Here is a 19,382-nt window from a genome sequence, read left to right on the forward strand (position 1 = left end):
TTGTTATAGTTATATTTGTATGATTTTTGAAATTGGAGGAATGCAACCTTGGAACGTGAACTCGCACTAGAAATTGTCCGTGTAACAGAAGCAGCAGCCTTAGCATCCGCACAGTGGATGGGCCGCGGAAAGAAAAACGAAGCAGATGATGCAGCAACTACAGCTATGCGTGATATGTTCGATTCAGTAAACATGGCAGGTACAGTTGTAATCGGTGAAGGAGAACTTGATGAAGCACCGATGTTGTATATTGGTGAAGAACTAGGAACAGGTAACGGTCCAGAAGTAGATATCGCCGTTGACCCGTTAGAAGGTACAAACATCGTTGCGAAAGGCCTTGCAAATGCAATGGCAGTTATCGCAATCGCAGATAAAGGAAACCTTCTTCATGCTCCGGATATGTACATGGAAAAAATCGCGGTTGGTCCAAAAGCAGCTGGTAAAATTAGCTTAGATGATCCAATTGAAAAAACAATTGATATTGTAGCAGAAGCAAACAATAAAAAAATTCGTGACCTAACGGTTATCATCCAAGAACGTGAACGTCATCAAGATATTATTGACCGTGTTCGTGCAAAAGGTGCACGCGTAAAATTATTTGGTGATGGAGATGTTGGTGCATCAATCGCTACAGCTTTACCTGGAACAGGTATCGACTTATTCGTAGGTGTAGGCGGAGCTCCAGAAGGCGTTATTTCTGCAGCAGCATTAAAATGCCTTGAAGGTGAAATGCAAGCTCGCTTAGTTCCAATGAACGAAGAAGAAGAAGCTCGTTGTCGTGAAATGGGATTAGAAGATCCTCGTCAACTTCTTATGTTAGATGACTTAGTATCTGGTGATGACGCAATCTTCTCAGCAACAGGTGTATCTGCTGGTGAGTTATTAGACGGCGTGAAATTCCTAGGTGGCGATTTAGCTGAAACATATTCTATCGTTATGCGTTACAAAACAAGAACGGTACGATTTATTAAAACACACCACCATTTAGACCATAAACCACACTTAAACTTAGATATTTAATAAAGGAGCCATGTGTATGGAAGAACGTTTCTTTCTGTACGACGATACTGTCGCTACAAAAACTCGTTTCGTTAGCTTTCTGGGGGAAAATGAGCGTCATGATTTAGCGCTTCTATACTCCGATCGTCATTACGGTAAAACGATAGTCCTTGATATGCAGAGCAACAAATTTGCTATCATCGGTCCTGACGATTTAAACGAACCAGGCTACTTAGAGCATGCATTTTCGATGTCTGAAGAAAATGCAGAAGAATTACGCTCATTTTTATTTGAACTTATATAATTTATCTTATACACCAGCTATTTTAGCTGGTGTTTTTTTACAGATTGAATTTTGAATTTTCAATCTTATGTGTTATACTTATGAACAAATCTATTTGGATAGAAAGGACGTTATCTACGTATGCCAACATTTACTTTGTAGTGGATCAGCAATTGGATAGCATTACTCTCAAAAAAGCACCGTGCTTTTTCAAGGGAGTAGTCTGACCATTCCCATTACAAAGGAACGTAACGCATCTGTAGTATGATGTTTACGGAGGTTCCTCTTGGGGGAATCTCCTTTTATTTTTGTCTACTTCTCATGTCTTCATACTACAAGACATCCAAATAGCTGTATTACGTTCCTTTGCCACTAATATAAGAGGTGAAGGAAAATGCAGAAAGTACAACTTTCTTGGAGTTTATATGAAAACGAGTTATCCACAATCGAAAAATATTGTAAGAATTGCAGACGTACTACCCTTTTTACTGATACGAACATTCGCAGGCATAACGCAAATGGAAAAAACATATACCGATTTGCAATTTATAAATGTCCGAAAGATCATACGTGGAACCAAAAGCTTCACATTTATAAATCATTTACTGATCACGTCGAAACTGTCGATATGGCTCAGCAAGAACAAACTGAAACAAGTACTACCATTTCCATTACACAATACAAAGAAAGTGGTATAGCCGAAATAACAATCGTATTAGACATAGTTTTTGGTTCCCACCGAATTGATAAAGTGTTATCCACATATATTTCAGATTGGAGCCGTACCATCATTGTGGATAAAATTAAAAATGGAGCTATCCAACTAAATGGACAACAAATGAAACCAAACAAAACGCTTTCTGAAGGTGATTACATTTCAATTTGTTTGTAAGGAGGACTCCCATGTTAAAGGTGAGAAAAGGTACGATTGATTTATTGAATGACTTAGATGTAATGTATACAGCATGCAAAGAAGCACTCTTACAGAACCAAATTTATCAATGGGATGATTCTTATCCGACGCGAGAACACATTTCCTATCATTTAGAACAAGACGAATTATATTGTCTATTCCAAGACCAAGTACTTGTCGGCGCTGTTGTCTTAAACGAAGCACAGTCTCCAGAATACAAATTGATTGATTGGTCAGAAACAGACGGACGCTTTCTCATCGTCCACTCTTTTGTCGTCCACCCGCTCGCGCAAGGCAAAGGATATAGTAAAGTACTATTATCCTTTTGGGAAAACGAAGCAACACAAAACACCTACACTGGAATACGCCTAGATTGCTTTACAGGTAATCCTGTTTCATTAGGCCTATATGAAAAAAACAATTATATTTGCCGAGGTGCTGTTTATTTCAAAAGTAAACATCCTCCTCATAATTGGTACAACTGCTATGAAAAAATCCTCTTACAATCGTAAGAGGATTTTTTTATTTCTTCACTTTTCGTAATACAAAGTGTGCACAACCGAAGTTACAGTACTCGTATAAATACTCCGATAAAGTACTAATTTTCGTATCATATGTCGAACGTTGATTACTATCATCAAAGAATCCACGCAATCTAAGTTGCTCATAACCCCAGTCTCCAACGATATAATCATATTTATTTAAAATTTCTGCATAGCGCTCTTTAAATGCTTCTTCACTAAAACCGTCACGAAAGTTTTTAATTACTTCGTACTGAACATTATTAACGCTCACCGTAGTATGAATCTCTTGCTTTTGCTCCATTATGAACTTCCTCTCTAAGCATTCTTCTTTTTATCGTATCACAAAGCATAACAACCAACAATTTCAAATACAAAAAATTGAAAATTAGTGCATGCTATGGAGAAGGAGGTGATACATCGTGAAAAAGCAAATTATCCTCTCTCTTCTCACTCTTTCCTTATTTGCAGGCTGCCAATCAACTAATAAAGCCGAAATGGAGCGTGAAGAAGGAAGTCGTGTTCTTGTTTCCAACAAAAACGACATGTATCATACGGAAAACACCAATACAAGACTCACGAGAGTCGGTTATTCTTCTAAACAGAAGCATGAAGTATCTAACAAACAAGTAGGCGCTATTAACCGTGAGAAAGTCGCCGAAATGATTACAAGCATGACAGTCAAACTTCCTGACGTCACCAATGCCGCTACACTCGTTACCGACGACGAAGTGTTCGTTGTATACCGTGCAAACACAACGGATCCGAAACTCGTAACAGATCAAGTATATAAAACAGCTTTGTCCATCGTCCCTCGCTATTATAAAGCATATGTATCAACAAACCAAAAGTTGATTTCTCAAATTCAAGGTCTCCAATCTGGTAGCTTAAACGATAAAGAATATGAACAAAGTCTTGATATGTTAAAACGTGAAATGAGCAAAAATCCTCATTTGAATAATACGGGGGATCAAACTTTAAATAATATGATAAAAAAATAAAAAGGTGGAGAAAACATCCACCTTTTTACTATTTCTTACGATCCGCATAAACCTCCATCGCATCACACATAAACTGCGCTAAACCTTCACCAAACTTATCAATATTTTTCGTAAAGCGCTCATCAGCAACATACATTTGACCGAGTCCCTTAAAGGCCTCTAATGAATATTCACCGAAGTTTTGCAAGTAATCGTACCATACCCCGATTGCTTCTTGCGCCTCTTTAGAATCCGGTGCTCCATTTCGAAGTGTTGCTAGCTTTCTGTAAATATTATTAAACTCCTCCTGTTTCTCTGTAGACATCCCCTTCGCTGTTTTATTCGCTTTATCTACAGCCTCATCTCCCCATCGTTCACGTGCTTCTTCTTCATACGGATTATGACTAAAATCAAATCCTTCAAATTTCTCTTTATTCGTCATCTCAATCTCTCCTTTTGTATGCTGAATTGTTTTATTAATCGTCGCTATCACTTTATCCAATCTAGCCCGCTTTTCAAGAAGCATTTTCTTATGAAGCTGTAATGCCTCTTCACGGTCGAATGAAGGACTCATGATAATCTCCTTAATCTTCTTTAAAGGGAAGCCAAGCTCTTTAAAAAATAAAATTTGCTGCAACGTTTCTAAATTTTCATTGGAATACAGACGATATCCAGACTCTGTCGTCTCGTCTGGGGTTAGCAACCCAATTTCATCGTAATGATGCAGTGTGCGCACACTAATTCCAACTAAATTAGCTACTTCTTTTACCCTCATTGTCATGCATATCTCCCCCTTAATACATACGATAAAGTATGACGCAACGTTAGAGTCAATAAGTAAATTCATTTTATTGCTAAAAGTTTCATCTCGCCTATATTTCATGCATAATAGATATGTACATATATTAGAAAGCGGTGAAAGTATGGTTTCAAATACTGTAATTGCCAGCATCACAATTCAGCTCATTCTCTCGATTTTGATTCCAATTATTGTACTCGTTTATTTCCGCAAGAAATATCATATTAATTGGAAAATAGTTGGGGTTGGTGTCCTTATCTTTATCGGGTTTACCCAAATTCTCGAAACACCATTCCAATTATTCATGCGCGGAAATCCAACAATAGGCCCAATTTTAGAAAACCCATTTATTTTCGCAATATATGGTGGGTTGACTGCTGGTATTTTTGAAGAACTAGGTCGTTTCGTTGCCTTTTACTACTTACTGAAAAAATATCGAGATTATAAGGACGGTCTTGCGTACGGAATTGGACACGGCGGTATTGAATCGATTTTAGTCGGCGGATTCGCTGGGCTTCAAACTCTTACCTTTGCAACATCTATTAACAATGGTAGCTTCGCTCAAATGGTTGAACAATACCCACAACTGAGCCATATCAAGGACTTGTTAATAGAGCAACCTGCCTATTTATACTTACTTGGTAGCCTAGAAAGAATTATGGCATTAGTACTGCAAATTGCCTTCACAATGCTTGTCGTATACGCGGTAAAACAAAAGAAATACATTTTCCTCGCATACGCTATACTATTCCACGCACTTGTAGACTTTTTCGCAGCACTTTACCAAACAAAAATGATTAACATCTTTGTCGCAGAAGGAATTACTCTTCTCTTCGCGATTGGTGGTTTCATTCTTATTCGTAAAATGAAAGAGAAATTAGTGAGTGCTTCAGAGTAAAAATAAACCACCAATTTTGGTGGTTTATTTTTTATGTGGATTTTCGTAACAGTGATAACTTCGGCCACCTCGAAGTTCCTTCTTTGTTTCTGCATCTATAACGATATATTTATGCAACTCATCTACTTCATCTTGAGAAAAGGATCCAAAAAAATAAACTTGGCGATCTGGATGAACAAACGAATCTTGAATCACCACTCTACTTCGACAGCCGACAGCTGTTTTTTGTCGGAAGGTAAATTCTGCATCTTGTACTTCTTTCCATAAAATTTTCTTTCGAACACTATACGCCGCATTTTTGTATTCCTTATAGACCTTCTTATCTAACTGTTCATAAAACACATCCCCACTAACGAATGATTTATTTTGATTGCTCGGATATTCTAATTCTTGATTGGATTGTGCATATGCTGTGGACAATTGTATGAGAAAACAAACACTGAATACAATACATATCATTTTTTTCATAATTGCACCTCAAATTTTGATTTATCCACATTACTTTTCCACAGACTTAGATCACTATGCCCTTTCCAATAAAAAGGAATTTTTTCCACATTTGTCGAAGTATATATCGTCAACTTGAAAGATGGGGATGAAATATGAAGAAAATTATTGTAATCAGGCATTGTTCAGCAACTGGACAAGAGCGCAATGCCGAATTAACAAACATAGGAAGAGACCAATCAAACACCGTTGCTACATTCCTCATAGCCAATCATCTACAAATAGATCATATTATTTCAAGCCCATTTGTCCGAGCTATCGATTCTATTCGGCCATATGCCCTCCAAGCTAATTTATCTATTCAAGAAGATGAACGGTTAGCAGAACGTATATTAAGTACTGTTTCAATGGATGATTGGCTTCAAAAACTAGAATACACTTTTACCAATATAGATATTGCCTTTTCGGGCGGAGAGTCAACAAAACAAGCGATGGATCGCGCCACCTCACTTATTCAGGAAGTTTTAACACTAGAGCATGAAACAACATTACTCGTTACACACGGCAACTTACTCACATTAATTTTAAAGCACTTTGATCATACTATTGGCTTTGACGAATGGAAAAGTTTAACGAATCCTGATATTTATGAAATTACACTTGATGAACAATCTATCATAAAACGATTATGGGAAGCGCCATCCAAGTAATATCCCTTTCCAATACATTCAGTTGACACTGCGAGAAGATATGCTAGGGCTGCAGTAAAACATAGAGAGGGGTATCATTCAATATGTACGAAGACGTACTTTCTTTACTACATAAAACAAATGCTTCTTATGAAAAATTTGAACACGAACCAGTACTTGACTATGAGACTGATCGCATCGTTCGTGAAAGGCTCGGCTTACAAGGTACGCCAAGTAAAAGCCTATTTTTAAAATCAAAAGCCGGGGCGTATTACGTATTCTTTACGTTAGAGGGAACTCGCCTCAACCGAGGAGAGATGAAAGAAATAACAGGAGAGAGCTTATCTCTCTGTTCTCCTGATGAGCTAAGAGAAGAGACTGGTTGCATACCAGGATGTGTAGCTCCTTTCGGTTATTCACAAGATGTAACGATTATTGTGGACAGTTCGATTTATACTTACAAGAAAGTTTTAATCACACCTGGTGTACCTGAATTTACAATTGAATTATCCACAGAAGAATTAAAAAGAATTTTATCAACGTGTCAAAATACTGTTTTAGAGTATAAGAAAAAGGAGAGCTAATATTAGCTCTCCTTTTTCATTATTTCGCTTCTGCTACTTTTTCTTTCGCAGAACGTACTTGCTCGTCCGCATGATAAGAAGAACGTACAAGTGGGCCAGCTTCACAGTGGCTAAATCCTTTGCTAAGTGCAATTTCTTTAAGCTCTGCAAATTCTGCTGGTGGGTAATATTTAAGAACTGGTAAATGCTTCTTAGATGGTTGTAGGTATTGTCCAAGAGTTAAAATATCCACATTGTTTGCACGTAAGTCATCCATTGCTTCAATTAAATCTTCTCTTGTTTCACCTAAGCCCACCATAATGCTCGATTTAGTTGGAATATCAGGCTGCATTTCTTTTGCTCGACGTAAAAACTCTAATGAACGGTCATACTTTGCTCTAGCGCGAACTCGGTTAGATAATCGACGTACTGTTTCAATGTTATGGTTCAAAATATCTGGTTTTGCATCCATTAACATTTTTAAGTTTTCTTCTACCCCAGCCATATCAGATGGTAATACTTCGATAGATGTGAATGGGTTTTTACGACGTACAGCACGTACTGTTTCAGCAAAAACAGCTGCTCCGCCGTCCTTTAAATCATCACGTGCAACCGCTGTTATAACAACGTGCTTTAAGCCCATTTGTACTACAGAATCCGCTACGCGTTCTGGCTCTTGTAAATCAAGCTCAGTTGGCAAGCCTGTTTTAACCGCACAAAAACGACAAGCACGTGTACAAACCGCACCTAAGATCATAAATGTTGCTGTTTTCCTTACAGCCCAGCATTCATGAATATTCGGACATTTCGCCTCTTCACAAACTGTATGAAGATTTTTAGAACGCATCATTTTCTTTAAGCCTGTATAGTTTTCATTCGTGTTTAACTTAATTTTCAACCATTCGGGCTTGCGCTTATACTCTGTTTGTTTTGTCATGGTTATCAACTCCGCACAATATGAAATAGTTTACCGTGTTCGCTTCTTTCAATGTAACATATCTATTCTAACGTATGAAAGCGATTTGCTCAAATGAAGATTCTAAGATTTTTTCCAATCGTTCCCTATAATGAAATACTCCGTATATCCCACACTAAAAAGAGTGATGTTGTGAAAGGAGTCTATTTCATGCTTCGAAAAATTTCTCTTTTGCTTTCGATTTGCTTTCTTCTCCACCAAAACATCGCTTACGGTGAAGATAATCAGCAAAGCATATATGAAAAGCGCATGGCACTATATAAAGAAACTGAGCAATCTTCAAGTATTCCGTGGTATTACTTAGCTGCAATGGATCAATACGAAAGAAACATACGGAGCGTAAGAAAGGATATTCCGAAAAAACCAGATGCCATCATTTCCCTTTATTTCAAACCTGAAATATGGGCTGGACCTGCTAATAGTAATGATACTCTCCCCCATACGATTTCTCTATTTGGCGGAATGGGTTTAGATGGTGACAAAGATGGATTTGCAAATGCAAATAACGATCGTGATCTTCTGTATACAGCAGCAACTATTTTAAAGAAACAAGGAACGTCAGAAGAACGTATTAACATTATGCTTTGGGAATATTATAGACGTGCAAAAACAGTTGAATTAATTACAGAATACGCCCGAATTTATAAACATTATGGACGCATTAATTTAGAAGGAAATGCTTTCCCTCTCCCGATTCGCAGTGACCATAGCTATCGTAGTACTTTTGGTGCTGGTAGAAGTTTTGGCGGCAGGAGGATTCATGAAGGAACCGATATTTTTGCTGGATATGGCGTACCAGTACGATCAACTTGCTATGGCGTTATTGAAACAAAAGGATGGAATCGTCTTGGTGGATGGCGCATTGGTATTCGTGACCTTCATAATAATTACCACTATTACGCTCATTTAGGCGGGTTCTCTAAAGAAATACAGCTCGGACAAATTGTCGAACCAGGAAAAGTAATCGGATTTGTCGGTAGTACTGGTTATGGTCCTCCTGGTACAGCTGGAAAGTTCCCGCCTCACTTACATTTCGGCATGTATAAAGACAATGGCTATACCGAATGGGCTTTCGATCCATACATGCATTTAAGCCTTTGGGAACGAAAAGAACGAGCAAATACAAAACGATAACCGTAGCGAATTGCTACGGTTATTTTTTATCTGGTACAACAACTCCGCCACTTCCGTAATAAGTAGGCACTTCACCTTGAACGATGCGCGTCGCAATCGGAATGTTTTGCTTCACTTTAATTTCTTTCGTGCGTAACGGAATCATAACTTGTAACGTCACTTCCACTTCCATAATAATTTTGATCGCCGTATTATTAATTCCTTGCGGCTCAACTAGCTGTTTAATATCTGTATTCACATGACCAATTGGCGTAAAATTAATCGGAATATCTGGTCCTATATTACCAAGAAGCGCATTATCAGTTATGCGCCCAAAAGGAACTGACATAGATACCCCATTCTCTTCAAAAATACCAAGTGCTTTCGTATCCCCTTTTTCTACTTGTTGTAAATATTTCTCTATGTATGCAGTAGTCGATGTTAATATTTCATTTACTTGTTTCGTATTTAAATCAATTGTAGATACTTTCCCGTTCTTATCCGTTTGTACTTTCATTAATGAATCTACATCAAACCCTTCATTAATTCGGTCTTTTACCGCTTTCGTCATAACTGCTGTTGCCATTTTATGCGTCTCTGTTTCCCCATACTTAATTAACGTTGGCTGAATACTTTTATTCACAATCCATAAACCTTGAACTACCATTACGATAAAAATAATAAACGAAATAAGCAGTATATACCGAAAGGAAATCGGTCCCCTTCGAAACCGCGAATTTTTCGAACGAAATATGCTCATAAGAAAACCCTCCTTCTTATATTATTTCTATGCAAGAAGGAGGGACGATATATGCTTATCTCATTTTTAATAGTGCATCTTTTCCGATTGTGCCTACCGGAATGCCTAAAGCCTCGGCTTCAATCGTTACTGATTCCAGCGGTGCTTCAAGAAGTTGTTCAATCGTTCTTACACCAACCGCACGGCCAGCAATAATTCCTCGATCGCCTAACTTCTCATTTAAAAGACCTACATCTAGAGCACCGCACATAATATATCCTTTATCGCTCATTACAGCTAGCAAATTTGTCTTCGGAAGTTTTACGCTAACAGCAATGAACGTATAGTTATCAATTATAATTGGCTCTACACTAACCATAGTTCACACTCCTCTCTTTCTTATCTTTATGACAAGAGAAAAATGAGTGTTACAAGTTAACTAGCCTATAGTTTGACTGAAGATGTATAAGTTATCAACATGTCTGTTAGTACATCTCTAAGTAATTCTGGCATATAATATTGTTTGTCAGAAAGTGTGGATAGCTCTGGGTATAAGTATCCGAATGTAAACATATCAATCGTTCCTACCGTATATATACGGTCTAATTCCAGCGATTCGCCGTTAATCAATACATCTTCTAGTAAAATTTTATTCCCTGGAATCGTATCTGGAATCACTTCCAACCCATCGTAAATCATTTTCCCCATTACTTTTCCGCGAAATCCGAATCCTTTCACCTCAAGATTCTCCATATTCGGGCGGCGCGCTTTCAAAATAACTTCTCTTAACGTTTTCCCTGGTACTTTTAACAGACATGGATTAATTGGATGTGGACAAATTCGATGAATATCTCCGCGCGTCACAACACCTTCATTTAATCCATCAAGAAGTACACCAGCATTCACCATCCCAACATCCGCATTACACCACTCTTTAAGCGCACTTGCCAACATATGAGAAAACGTCGTCTCCTTAAACCAATCAACCGGCAATGACTCTTTTAAATGAACGACAGGCTCAGCCATTATCTGTTTACTTTCTTCCTTTAGCATTTCAATTGTGGATAACGGCTCGCTATAAGCACCTAACCGTTCTGTCTTAATCGCTCTACCGTCTTTTTTCACCAGTCTCTTCGTCTCTTTATCCACAGTAAGCTGAACATGTCCAACGTAATGTCCCCACTTTTCACAACAGCAAAGCAAAGTATTATCCACAAGAACGCCACGCTCAAATAAATGATGCGTATGTGCCCCTAAAATAACATCTATATCATAATGCTCAGCCATATACTCGTCCATACTTTTTCCAAGATGAGAAAGTACAACCGTAATATGAGCTGTATCCTTAACTTCTTCTAAAATAGATTCTAAATGGATGATTGGATCTTCGATATGCCAATCGAGCATTTCATAAAACTCTGGATAAGCTACCGTTAATCCAATAAAAGCAATCGTAATCCCATCTGTCGTTGTATGTAATTTATAAGGCCGCGCCCACGCCGGACGTACACCTTCTTTTTCAAATAAATTCGCTACGAGCACCTCAAACCCAGCATCATCATATAGACGATTCAAATGCTCTTTCGCCAATGTAATTCCTTCATTATTTCCGATCGTTACATAATCATATAACGCCTCATTTAAAAGCTTCGTATTCCCAAGTCCATTTGTCGCTTCCGAAATACTATGAAAACGATCCACATGATCGCCAATATCCACAGTTAAAACAGTCTCTCCCGCTTCCTGTCTTCTCTTTTTCTCCCCTAGTACAAACCGAGAAATTTGCGGCCAATTTTCAAAATGACTATGTATATCGTTTGTATGATAAAGGTGGATGATCGTTTCTTTATTTATATTCAGAGAAAAAACCTCCTCTCAGTTCCTTACTGCCATTTACGCTACACGTACGCAATAATCCTGTAAATACTTTTCGTCTTTTCTTGCTATTCTACATTGTACTCGCATTATAAGAAAAAGCAAAAGATTGTCCTTTTATTATGGAAAACTTTATTTTACTTTTTCTAGTTTGTGGATTCTTTGCTGGGTTTGTCAGTATCTTAGCCTCACTTACTTCTAATCGGTCGCTTTATGTATAGATGCGGGGTATACAGCCCTCTCTGCTATGTCGTAATTTGTTGATAAGTCGATATTCCTTGTCGAAACGTCGATATATTGGAATAATCGCTGATATATTCCAAGTTGTGGTCGATATATTTGAAAAATCGCTGATATATTTTACCGAACACCCACCTGGGTATCCCTTCCCAACCAGACCAGCTTACCCAACACAAAAAAGCGCCCTGCATGCAGGGCGCTTCCTTCATTCTACATATTAACCAATAGAACCTTCCATCTCAAACTTGATTAGGCGGTTCATTTCAACTGCGTATTCCATTGGAAGTTCGCGAGTGAATGGCTCGATGAAGCCCATTACGATCATTTCTGTAGCTTCTTGCTCAGAAATACCGCGGCTCATTAGGTAGAATAATTGTTCTTCTGATACTTTAGATACTTTCGCTTCGTGCTCAAGTGAAACGTAATCGTTTTTGATTTCGTTATAAGGAATTGTATCAGATGTAGATTGGTTATCCATGATTAACGTGTCACACTCGATGTTAGAACGAGAGTTTTTCGCTTTTGGTCCGAATTGTACGATACCACGGTAAGTTACTTTACCACCATGCTTCGCAATCGATTTAGAAACGATTGTTGAAGATGTGTTTGGTGCTAGGTGAATCATTTTCGCACCAGCATCTTGGTGTTGGCCTTTACCAGCAATCGCGATAGATAATGTTAAACCACGAGCGCCTTCGCCTTTTAAGATAACTGCTGGGTATTTCATCGTTAATTTAGATCCGATGTTACCGTCAATCCATTCCATCGTTGCGTTTTCTTCACAAACCGCACGTTTTGTAACTAGGTTGTATACGTTGTTCGCCCAGTTTTGGATTGTTGTATAACGGCAATATGCATCTTTCTTAATGATGATTTCTACTACCGCACTATGAAGTGAGTTAGTCGTGTAAACAGGTGCTGTACAACCTTCTACGTAGTGTACGTGTGCGCCTTCGTCTACGATGATAAGCGTACGCTCGAATTGTCCCATATTTTCAGAGTTAATACGGAAATACGCTTGAAGTGGTGTATCAACTTTAATACCTTTTGGAACGTAGATGAATGATCCACCAGACCAAACTGCAGAGTTTAATGCAGAGAATTTGTTGTCTGTTGGTGGGATTACTTTTCCGAAATGCTCACGGAAAATATCTTCGTTCTCTTTTAATGCGCTATCTGTATCTTTGAAGACGACTCCTAGATCTTCTAGGTCTTCTTTCATGTTGTGGTATACAACTTCAGATTCGTACTGTGCAGATACACCAGCTAAATATTTTTGCTCAGCTTCAGGAATACCTAATTTATCAAATGTCGCTTTAATTTCCTCAGGTACTTCATCCCAAGACTTCTCAGATTTCTCAGATGGTTTTACGTAGTACGTAATTTCATCGAAATCTAAGTCGTTTAAGTCGCCGCCCCATTGTGGCATTGGCATTTCATAGAACTTATCCAGTGATTTTAAACGGAAGTCTAACATCCACTGTGGTTCTTCTTTCATACGTGAAATCTCTTCAACGATCTCTTTTGTTAAACCGCGTCCAGCACGGAAAATCGAAACGTCTTTATCCTTGAAACCATATTTATAATCGCCGATATCTGGCAGTTGCTTCGCCATGTTGGTGTGTCCCTCCTTATATAACCTCGTTTTTAGGAACCTTTAACATTACTTATCTTCGTTTAAGCCCTTTTCTAACGCTTTCCACGCTAATGTTGCACATTTAATACGTGCCGGGAACTTGCATACGCCTTGTAATGCTTCAATATCTCCTAAATCAATGCTGTCATCATACTCTTTTCCTAGCATCATGTCAGAGAAAATTTTAGAAAGCTTAAGAGCCTCTTCAATTTTCTTTCCTTTTACTGCTTGTGTCATCATTGAAGCTGAAGACATTGAAATTGAACATCCTTCGCCTTCAAACTTCGCTTCTTGTACAATACCCTCTTCTACTTTCATCGTAAGTTGAATACGATCGCCGCAAGTTGGATTGTTCAAGTTAACGGTAACACTATCTTCTAACACGCCATGGTTACGAGGATTTTTGTAATGATCCATAATAACTTGACGATATAACGTATCTAAATTATTAAATGACATTTGTGAAATACTCCTTTGTCTTGATTAGCGATTCAACAAATGTATCAATTTCTTCTTTTGTATTATATAAATAGAAGCTCGCACGTGCTGTAGAAGAAGCTTTCAGCCACTTCATAAGTGGTTGTGCACAGTGATGTCCTGCGCGAACCGCAATGCCTTCTACATCTAATACAGTTGCTACATCGTGAGGATGTACGTCATCAATATTAAATGTAACTAGACCAGCGCGATGCTTTGGACCATAAATTGTAACGCCATCTACTTCTGATAGTCTCTCTAAAGCATATTGCGCTAATTCATGTTCATGCTTTTCAATATTATGAAGACCGATTTCTTCTAGGAAATCAATTGCCGCACCAAGTCCGATTGCATTACCAATAATCGGTGTACCTGCTTCGAACTTCCACGGAAGCTCTTTCCAAGTAGACTCTTGTAAGTCTACGAAATCAATCATTTCACCACCAAATTCAATTGGTTCCATATTGTTTAGCAATTCTTTCTTACCATATAATACGCCGACACCTGTTGGTCCGCACATCTTATGAGCAGATAATGCGTAGAAATCACAGTTTAAATCTTGTACATCCACTTTCATATGAGGTGCACTTTGTGCTCCATCAACGATCATGATTGCACCGTTTTCGTGTGCGATTGCTCCGATTTCTTTTACAGGGTTAATCGTTCCAAGTACGTTTGACACGTGCATAATAGAAACAATTTTTGTATTCGGTGTAACTGTTTGACGAACATCTTCTAAAGAAATTGTACCGTCTAGTTGAAGTGGAAGGTATTTTAAAGTTGCACCAGTTTTCTTCGCAACTTGTTGCCACGGAATGATGTTACTATGGTGCTCCATGTAAGAGATGACGATTTCATCGCCTTCTTTTACATTATCAAGACCATAGCTAGCTGCTACTGTATTTAATGCAGTTGTCGTTCCGCGCGTGAAAATAATCTCTTCCATTGATTTCGCATTAATAAACTTGCGAACTTTCTCACGTGCACCTTCATACGCGTCGGTAGCTTTCGTACCGAGCGTATGAACACCGCGATGCACGTTAGAATTATATTCTTTATAATAACGTTCTAACGTTTCAATGACTTGAATTGGTTTTTGAGAAGTTGCTGCACTATCGAAATAAACAAGTTGTTTGCCGTTCACTTTTTGATCAAGAATTGGAAACTGTTTGCGTATTTCATGAATATTCATTAGCGAACTTTCCTTTCAATTACCTCAACAAGCTGTGCTTTTACTCCTTCAATTGGAAGCTCATTTACTACAGGTGCTAAGAATCCATGGATGACTAAACGTTCTGCTTCGCGTTTTGGAATCCCACGGCTCATCAAGTAGTATAATTGGTATGGATCTACGCGGCCTACTGAAGCTGCGTGACCTGCCATTACATCATCTTCATCGATTAAAAGAATTGGGTTTGCATCACCGCGAGCTTTCTCATCTAACATAAGAACGCGAGAAGATTGTTGTGCATTTGATTTAGATGCACCGTGTTCAATCTTACCAATTCCATTAAAGATAGATGTTGCACTATCTTTTTGTACTCCGTGTTTTAAAATCCAACCTTCAGAGTGTTTACCAAAGTGAACAACTTTAGTTGTAAAGTTTTGTGTTTGGTTACCACGGCCAATTGTTACTGTTTTTGTATCAGCAAATGATCCGTCGCCCATTAAGTTCGTAACGTTCTCTGAGATTGTATTTCCGTCATTCATAAGGCCTAGAGCCCAATCAATACGAGCGTCGCGTCCAACAATGCCGCGGCGGTTAACGTAAGTTGTTACGTCTTTTGCTAATAGATCAACCGCACCGAATTTCACTTGTGCGCCTTGTTCCACGATTACTTCTGCTACGATATTTGCAATACCTTTAGCATTTTCATTTGCAACGTAGTTTTCTACATATGTTGCAGTACTGTTCGCATCAGCTACGAATAATACGTGGTTATATACGTTAGCTTCTTCGCCGTCTACTAAGAATACAGCTTGAAGTGGAGTTTCAAGAACAACGTTTTTCGGAACATATACGAATGCACCGCCGTTGATTAATGCAGCATGAAGTGCAGTTAGACGATGCTCGTCTACTTTCACGCCGTCTTTCATTAAGTACTTTTGTACTAGTTCAGCATGCTCTGTTGCAGCTGTTACGATGTCTGTAAAAATAACACCTTTTTCTTTCGCTTCGTCTGCTAAAGAAACGAACGCAGTTGTACCAGCACGTTGTACTAATACGCTGTTATTTTCATCGATTAAGTTTTTCACTGCTTCTGGAAGCTCTGTTAAAGAACTTACAGGCTCTTGCTTAGCAGCGTCGCCTTTTCCGATAAAGTCCCATTTTTCAATTTTCGTTTTATCAGGCGTTGGCATTGGAAGTTCAATTGCTTGTGCAAGAGCTTGTAAGCGGAACTCAGTCAACCAAGCAGCTTCGTTTACTTCGCTTGCGCGCTGACGGATTGTTTCTTGATCGAAAGGTAATGTACCGATTGTCATGTTTATGCTCCTCTCTTACGCTTCTTGCTCTGCTGTTTCGTCTTCAATACCTAATTCTTTTTTAATCCAGTCATAACCTTCAGCTTCTAGACGTTGTGCAAGCTCAGGGCCACCAGATTTAACGATACGACCGTTCATCATAACGTGAACGAAGTCTGGAGTGATGTAGTTTAATAAACGTTGGTAATGCGTAATCATTAGGCAACCGAAATCTTCGCCGCGCATTTGGTTAATACCTTTAGATACAACTTTTAATGCATCGATATCAAGACCTGAGTCGATTTCATCTAAGATTGCAATTTTTGGCTCGATCATCATTAATTGAAGAATCTCGTTACGTTTTTTCTCACCGCCAGAGAAACCTTCGTTTAAGTAACGTTGTGCCATTTCTGGATCCATTTCTAGGAATTCCATGTTTTTATCTAATGTACGGATAAATTTCATAAGAGAAATTTCTTCGCCTTCTTCACGACGTGCATTAATTGCAGAACGTAAGAAGTCAGCGTTTGTTACTCCGCTAATTTCACTTGGATATTGCATTGCTAAGAATAGACCTGCTTGTGCGCGCTCGTCTACTTCCATTTCTAATACATCTTCACCGTCGATGATGATGCTACCTTCTGTTACTTCATACTTTGGGTGACCCATAATCGCAGAAGATAAAGTTGATTTACCTGTTCCGTTAGGTCCCATAATTGCGTGGATTTCTCCACCTTTTACTTCAAGGTTTACACCTTTTAAAATTTCTTTACCGTCGATTGATACGTGTAAGTCTTTAACCGTTAATGTAGAACCAGCCATCTCAATACCTCCATTAATCCTCTATATACATTTTAAAAATTACTAAAACGTTCATATTCTCATTTTATTCTCATTCTAATCTTATAGCAAATAAAATGATATCGCAAACACTAAGAAAATGTAACAATTTTTTCACAAATGTATATAAGTATTTCCTTTACATCCTCTTATGATACACCTTTCTTCTTATATATATAAAGAAAAAAGGACTGGGTTATTCCCAGCCCTTTCCAGCACCTATTCGTTCACAGGAAGTACAGCACCTTTATATTCTTTGTTAATAAAATCTTGAATTTCTTTTGAATGTAGCACTTCTACTAGCTCTTTAATTTCTTTTTTCTTCTCGTCACCTTTACGAACTGCGATAATATTTGCGTAAGGAGAGTCTGATCCTTCAATTGCGATTGCATCCTTTGTTGGATTTAATTTTGCATCAATTGCGTAGTTTGAATTAATAAATAAAGCATCACCTTCATTGTTTTCGTACAGCTTCGGTGAAAGTCCAGGTTCTACATCTGTTTTAAACTTTAAATTTTCCGGGTTTTCTACAACATCTTTTACTGTCGCTTTAACAACATCTACACCGTCTTTTAATTTAATAACGCCGCCTTTTTGCAACAACGCTAACATACGGCCACGCTCAGCTACGTTATTACTCATAATAACCGTTCCTCCATCTGGAAGATCTTTTAAGCTTTTATATTTCTTAGAATAAATGCCCATTGGCTCTAAATGAATTTTTCCTGCGTTTACAATTTTATATCCTTTTTCTTGAATTTCTTTATCTAAATACGGAATGTGTTGGAAGTAGTTCGCATCAATTTCTTTATCCGCTAACGCTTTATTCGGTAACACATAATCCTGGAATTTTTTAATCTCTAATTTAATACCCTTTTTCTCTAATATCGGCTGTGCCTTCTCTAAAATAACAGCGTGCGGCACGTTAGAAGCTCCGACAACAAGCTTATTTTCCTCTTTCCCCCCGCAAGCAGCTAATGTAAATACAGACAGCGCTGTAACAACTGACAGTATAATCTTTTTCATATGATGTCCCCTTCTCCCCTATAGTTATGTAGTTAGAAAAAAGAGCCGGCATACACCAGCCCTTCTTCAAACGATTATTCTTTTACAGGAACAACTGCCCCTTTATATTCTTTATTAATAAAATCTTCAATTTCTTTAGAATGCAGCACTTCTATAAGAGCTTTAATCTCTTTTTTATCTTTATCACCTTTACGAACAGCTACTACGTTTGCGTATGGAGAATCATTTCCTTCAATTGCAATCGCGTCTTTTTCTGGGTTTAATTTCGCATCAATTGCATAGTTAGAATTAATTAGAACCGCATCGCCTTCTTTATTGTTATACACCTGTGGTAATAAACCAGGCTCGATATCCGTTTTGAACTTTAAGTTTTTCGGATTATCTGCAATATCTTTCGGAGTCGCTTTAACTGGATCTACTCCGTCTTTAATTTTTAAAACTCCTTCTTTTTGTAAAATTGCTAAACCACGTCCATGATCAGCAACAGAATTACTCATAAGAATTGTCGCCCCGTCTGGAAGTTCTTTTAAGCTTTTATATTTTTGAGAGTACACGCCAATTGGTTCTAAATGAATTTTCCCCGCTATTTCAAAATCATATTTTTTATCTTTAATTTCTTTTTCTAAATACGGAATGTGCTGGAAGTAGTTTGCATCTAATTCTTTATCCGCTAACGCTTTATTCGGTAACACGTAGTCCTGGAATTTTTTAATTTCTAACTCAATTCCTTTTTTCTCAAGTAATGGCTTTGCCTTTTCTAAAATAACCGCATGAGGTACGTTAGAAGCACCAACAACTAGTTTCTTTTCATCTTTATCTTTCCCACCACAAGCAGCTAGACCAAAAATTGAAGTTGTAATAAGTGCTGTAAGTAATAATTTTTTCATTTGAAATACCCTCCCGTT

23 protein-coding genes are annotated in these 19,382 nt (G+C 38.0%); 9 read left to right on the top strand and 14 right to left on the bottom strand.

Annotation, left to right across the window (positions count from 1 at the left end; genetic code table 11):
• The first annotated feature begins 48 nt into the window (after nucleotides 1-48).
• The 4 genes from glpX to MHI07_RS23400 all read left to right on the top strand — a co-directional run bounded on the left by glpX (nucleotide 49) and on the right by MHI07_RS23400 (nucleotide 2,707).
• On the top strand, nucleotides 49-1,020 hold the full coding sequence (glpX, locus tag MHI07_RS23385; protein WP_002015911.1) for a class II fructose-bisphosphatase: 972 nt from the start codon (nucleotides 49-51) through the stop codon (nucleotides 1,018-1,020).
• A 16-nt stretch (nucleotides 1,021-1,036) separates the two neighbouring features.
• On the top strand, nucleotides 1,037-1,303 hold the full coding sequence (locus tag MHI07_RS23390; RefSeq protein WP_002112635.1) for a DUF3055 domain-containing protein: 267 nt from the start codon (nucleotides 1,037-1,039) through the stop codon (nucleotides 1,301-1,303).
• A 373-nt stretch (nucleotides 1,304-1,676) separates the two neighbouring features.
• Nucleotides 1,677-2,174, top strand: a complete 498-nt coding sequence (locus tag MHI07_RS23395) for a cytoplasmic protein (protein WP_340826564.1) — start codon at nucleotides 1,677-1,679, stop codon at nucleotides 2,172-2,174.
• A gap of 11 nt (nucleotides 2,175-2,185) precedes the next feature.
• Nucleotides 2,186-2,707 (top strand): GNAT family N-acetyltransferase, encoded by a 522-nt coding sequence (locus MHI07_RS23400; protein WP_340826565.1) that lies wholly within the window; start codon nucleotides 2,186-2,188, stop codon nucleotides 2,705-2,707.
• A 10-nt stretch (nucleotides 2,708-2,717) separates the two neighbouring features.
• On the opposite strand, the gene MHI07_RS23405 is transcribed toward MHI07_RS23400, so the two are convergent.
• Nucleotides 2,718-3,020 carry a YutD family protein gene (locus MHI07_RS23405; protein ID WP_000435944.1) on the bottom strand — a complete coding sequence of 101 codons (303 nt, stop codon included), beginning with the start codon at nucleotides 3,018-3,020 and terminating at the stop codon, nucleotides 2,718-2,720.
• Between the two features lie 118 nt (nucleotides 3,021-3,138).
• On the opposite strand from MHI07_RS23405, the gene MHI07_RS23410 reads away from it, so the two are divergent.
• On the top strand, nucleotides 3,139-3,717 hold the full coding sequence (locus MHI07_RS23410) for a YhcN/YlaJ family sporulation lipoprotein (protein ID WP_002112644.1): 579 nt from the start codon (nucleotides 3,139-3,141) through the stop codon (nucleotides 3,715-3,717).
• A 28-nt stretch (nucleotides 3,718-3,745) separates the two neighbouring features.
• Here the strand turns inward: MHI07_RS23410 and MHI07_RS23415 are convergent, their stop codons facing one another.
• Nucleotides 3,746-4,477 carry a MerR family transcriptional regulator gene (locus MHI07_RS23415; RefSeq protein WP_000178786.1) on the bottom strand — a complete coding sequence of 244 codons (732 nt, stop codon included), beginning with the start codon at nucleotides 4,475-4,477 and terminating at the stop codon, nucleotides 3,746-3,748.
• A 100-nt stretch (nucleotides 4,478-4,577) separates the two neighbouring features.
• Between MHI07_RS23415 and MHI07_RS23420 the strand changes: the two genes are divergently transcribed.
• On the top strand, nucleotides 4,578-5,393 hold the full coding sequence (locus MHI07_RS23420; protein ID WP_340826566.1) for a YhfC family intramembrane metalloprotease: 816 nt from the start codon (nucleotides 4,578-4,580) through the stop codon (nucleotides 5,391-5,393).
• 24 nt (nucleotides 5,394-5,417) lie between these two features.
• Here the strand turns inward: MHI07_RS23420 and MHI07_RS23425 are convergent, their stop codons facing one another.
• Nucleotides 5,418-5,861 carry a hypothetical protein gene (locus MHI07_RS23425; RefSeq protein WP_340826567.1) on the bottom strand — a complete coding sequence of 148 codons (444 nt, stop codon included), beginning with the start codon at nucleotides 5,859-5,861 and terminating at the stop codon, nucleotides 5,418-5,420.
• Between the two features lie 134 nt (nucleotides 5,862-5,995).
• Here MHI07_RS23425 and MHI07_RS23430 point away from each other — a divergent pair, with 134 nt between their 5' ends.
• Together MHI07_RS23430 and MHI07_RS23435 are read left to right on the top strand one after the other, a co-directional pair.
• Nucleotides 5,996-6,550 carry a histidine phosphatase family protein gene (locus tag MHI07_RS23430; RefSeq protein WP_340826568.1) on the top strand — a complete coding sequence of 185 codons (555 nt, stop codon included), beginning with the start codon at nucleotides 5,996-5,998 and terminating at the stop codon, nucleotides 6,548-6,550.
• Between the two features lie 83 nt (nucleotides 6,551-6,633).
• On the top strand, nucleotides 6,634-7,113 hold the full coding sequence (locus MHI07_RS23435; protein WP_078173451.1) for a YbaK/EbsC family protein: 480 nt from the start codon (nucleotides 6,634-6,636) through the stop codon (nucleotides 7,111-7,113).
• Nucleotides 7,114-7,132: 19 nt separating this feature from the next.
• On the opposite strand, the gene lipA is transcribed toward MHI07_RS23435, so the two are convergent.
• Nucleotides 7,133-8,029 carry a lipoyl synthase gene (gene lipA, locus MHI07_RS23440; protein ID WP_002112653.1) on the bottom strand — a complete coding sequence of 299 codons (897 nt, stop codon included), beginning with the start codon at nucleotides 8,027-8,029 and terminating at the stop codon, nucleotides 7,133-7,135.
• A gap of 189 nt (nucleotides 8,030-8,218) precedes the next feature.
• Between lipA and MHI07_RS23445 the strand changes: the two genes are divergently transcribed.
• Nucleotides 8,219-9,202 carry a M23 family metallopeptidase gene (locus MHI07_RS23445; protein WP_199715686.1) on the top strand — a complete coding sequence of 328 codons (984 nt, stop codon included), beginning with the start codon at nucleotides 8,219-8,221 and terminating at the stop codon, nucleotides 9,200-9,202.
• Between the two features lie 19 nt (nucleotides 9,203-9,221).
• Here MHI07_RS23445 and yunB read toward each other — a convergent pair whose 3' ends face one another.
• The 10 genes from yunB to metQ (MHI07_RS23495) form a co-directional block, all read right to left on the bottom strand.
• Nucleotides 9,222-9,941, bottom strand: a complete 720-nt coding sequence (gene yunB, locus MHI07_RS23450) for a sporulation protein YunB (protein WP_016106534.1) — start codon at nucleotides 9,939-9,941, stop codon at nucleotides 9,222-9,224.
• Between the two features lie 55 nt (nucleotides 9,942-9,996).
• The gene (locus tag MHI07_RS23455) at nucleotides 9,997-10,299 is read right to left on the bottom strand and encodes a YunC family protein (protein ID WP_002191088.1); all 303 of its coding nucleotides are present in this window, start codon (nucleotides 10,297-10,299) and stop codon (nucleotides 9,997-9,999) included.
• A 65-nt stretch (nucleotides 10,300-10,364) separates the two neighbouring features.
• Nucleotides 10,365-11,780, bottom strand: a complete 1,416-nt coding sequence (locus tag MHI07_RS23460; RefSeq protein WP_206775165.1) for a 5'-nucleotidase C-terminal domain-containing protein — start codon at nucleotides 11,778-11,780, stop codon at nucleotides 10,365-10,367.
• Nucleotides 11,781-12,252: 472 nt separating this feature from the next.
• A complete protein-coding gene (gene sufB, locus MHI07_RS23465; protein ID WP_002015928.1) occupies nucleotides 12,253-13,650 on the bottom strand; it encodes a Fe-S cluster assembly protein SufB in 1,398 nt (465 codons plus the stop codon).
• A 48-nt stretch (nucleotides 13,651-13,698) separates the two neighbouring features.
• On the bottom strand, nucleotides 13,699-14,130 hold the full coding sequence (sufU, locus tag MHI07_RS23470; protein WP_002089369.1) for a Fe-S cluster assembly sulfur transfer protein SufU: 432 nt from the start codon (nucleotides 14,128-14,130) through the stop codon (nucleotides 13,699-13,701).
• Complete coding sequence (gene sufS / locus MHI07_RS23475) at nucleotides 14,120-15,340, bottom strand: cysteine desulfurase SufS (RefSeq protein WP_204209664.1); 1,221 nt, start codon at nucleotides 15,338-15,340, stop codon at nucleotides 14,120-14,122. Before sufS ends, sufU begins: the two co-directional genes overlap by 11 nt.
• The gene (gene sufD / locus MHI07_RS23480) at nucleotides 15,340-16,632 is read right to left on the bottom strand and encodes a Fe-S cluster assembly protein SufD (protein WP_215572166.1); all 1,293 of its coding nucleotides are present in this window, start codon (nucleotides 16,630-16,632) and stop codon (nucleotides 15,340-15,342) included. Before sufD ends, sufS begins: the two co-directional genes overlap by 1 nt.
• A 15-nt stretch (nucleotides 16,633-16,647) precedes the next feature.
• Nucleotides 16,648-17,433 (bottom strand): Fe-S cluster assembly ATPase SufC, encoded by a 786-nt coding sequence (sufC, locus tag MHI07_RS23485; protein WP_002112662.1) that lies wholly within the window; start codon nucleotides 17,431-17,433, stop codon nucleotides 16,648-16,650.
• A 237-nt stretch (nucleotides 17,434-17,670) separates the two neighbouring features.
• Nucleotides 17,671-18,477 carry a methionine ABC transporter substrate-binding lipoprotein MetQ gene (gene metQ / locus MHI07_RS23490; RefSeq protein ID WP_340826573.1) on the bottom strand — a complete coding sequence of 269 codons (807 nt, stop codon included), beginning with the start codon at nucleotides 18,475-18,477 and terminating at the stop codon, nucleotides 17,671-17,673.
• 74 nt (nucleotides 18,478-18,551) lie between these two features.
• Nucleotides 18,552-19,364 (bottom strand): methionine ABC transporter substrate-binding lipoprotein MetQ, encoded by an 813-nt coding sequence (gene metQ / locus MHI07_RS23495; RefSeq protein ID WP_088079621.1) that lies wholly within the window; start codon nucleotides 19,362-19,364, stop codon nucleotides 18,552-18,554.
• Between the last annotated feature and the right edge of the window lie 18 nt (nucleotides 19,365-19,382).

Origin of the sequence: Bacillus sp. FSL H8-0545, assembly GCF_038006105.1 — a bacterium.
GTDB classification, from domain to species: Bacteria; Bacillota; Bacilli; order Bacillales; family Bacillaceae_G; genus Bacillus_A; species Bacillus_A cereus_U.

Bases quoted from the DNA above. Each gene is read 5' to 3' on its own strand.
- sufB (WP_002015928.1), bottom strand. From the start codon at position 13,650: ATGGCGAAGCAACTGCCAGATATCGGCGATTATAAATATGGTTTCAAG.
- MHI07_RS23395 (WP_340826564.1), top strand. From the start codon at position 1,677: ATGCAGAAAGTACAACTTTCTTGGAGTTTATATGAAAACGAGTTATCC.
- metQ (WP_088079621.1), bottom strand. From the start codon at position 19,364: ATGAAAAAATTATTACTTACAGCACTTATTACAACTTCAATTTTTGGT.
- MHI07_RS23425 (WP_340826567.1), bottom strand. From the start codon at position 5,861: ATGAAAAAAATGATATGTATTGTATTCAGTGTTTGTTTTCTCATACAA.
- MHI07_RS23445 (WP_199715686.1), top strand. From the start codon at position 8,219: ATGCTTCGAAAAATTTCTCTTTTGCTTTCGATTTGCTTTCTTCTCCAC.
- sufU (WP_002089369.1), bottom strand. From the start codon at position 14,130: ATGTCATTTAATAATTTAGATACGTTATATCGTCAAGTTATTATGGAT.
- lipA (WP_002112653.1), bottom strand. From the start codon at position 8,029: ATGACAAAACAAACAGAGTATAAGCGCAAGCCCGAATGGTTGAAAATT.
- MHI07_RS23405 (WP_000435944.1), bottom strand. From the start codon at position 3,020: ATGGAGCAAAAGCAAGAGATTCATACTACGGTGAGCGTTAATAATGTT.
- sufS (WP_204209664.1), bottom strand. From the start codon at position 15,340: ATGAATATTCATGAAATACGCAAACAGTTTCCAATTCTTGATCAAAAA.
- sufD (WP_215572166.1), bottom strand. From the start codon at position 16,632: ATGACAATCGGTACATTACCTTTCGATCAAGAAACAATCCGTCAGCGC.
- MHI07_RS23455 (WP_002191088.1), bottom strand. From the start codon at position 10,299: ATGGTTAGTGTAGAGCCAATTATAATTGATAACTATACGTTCATTGCT.
- metQ (WP_340826573.1), bottom strand. From the start codon at position 18,477: ATGAAAAAGATTATACTGTCAGTTGTTACAGCGCTGTCTGTATTTACA.
- MHI07_RS23390 (WP_002112635.1), top strand. From the start codon at position 1,037: ATGGAAGAACGTTTCTTTCTGTACGACGATACTGTCGCTACAAAAACT.
- MHI07_RS23400 (WP_340826565.1), top strand. From the start codon at position 2,186: ATGTTAAAGGTGAGAAAAGGTACGATTGATTTATTGAATGACTTAGAT.
- MHI07_RS23415 (WP_000178786.1), bottom strand. From the start codon at position 4,477: ATGACAATGAGGGTAAAAGAAGTAGCTAATTTAGTTGGAATTAGTGTG.
- yunB (WP_016106534.1), bottom strand. From the start codon at position 9,941: ATGAGCATATTTCGTTCGAAAAATTCGCGGTTTCGAAGGGGACCGATT.
- MHI07_RS23430 (WP_340826568.1), top strand. From the start codon at position 5,996: ATGAAGAAAATTATTGTAATCAGGCATTGTTCAGCAACTGGACAAGAG.
- MHI07_RS23420 (WP_340826566.1), top strand. From the start codon at position 4,578: ATGCATAATAGATATGTACATATATTAGAAAGCGGTGAAAGTATGGTT.
- sufC (WP_002112662.1), bottom strand. From the start codon at position 17,433: ATGGCTGGTTCTACATTAACGGTTAAAGACTTACACGTATCAATCGAC.
- MHI07_RS23435 (WP_078173451.1), top strand. From the start codon at position 6,634: ATGTACGAAGACGTACTTTCTTTACTACATAAAACAAATGCTTCTTAT.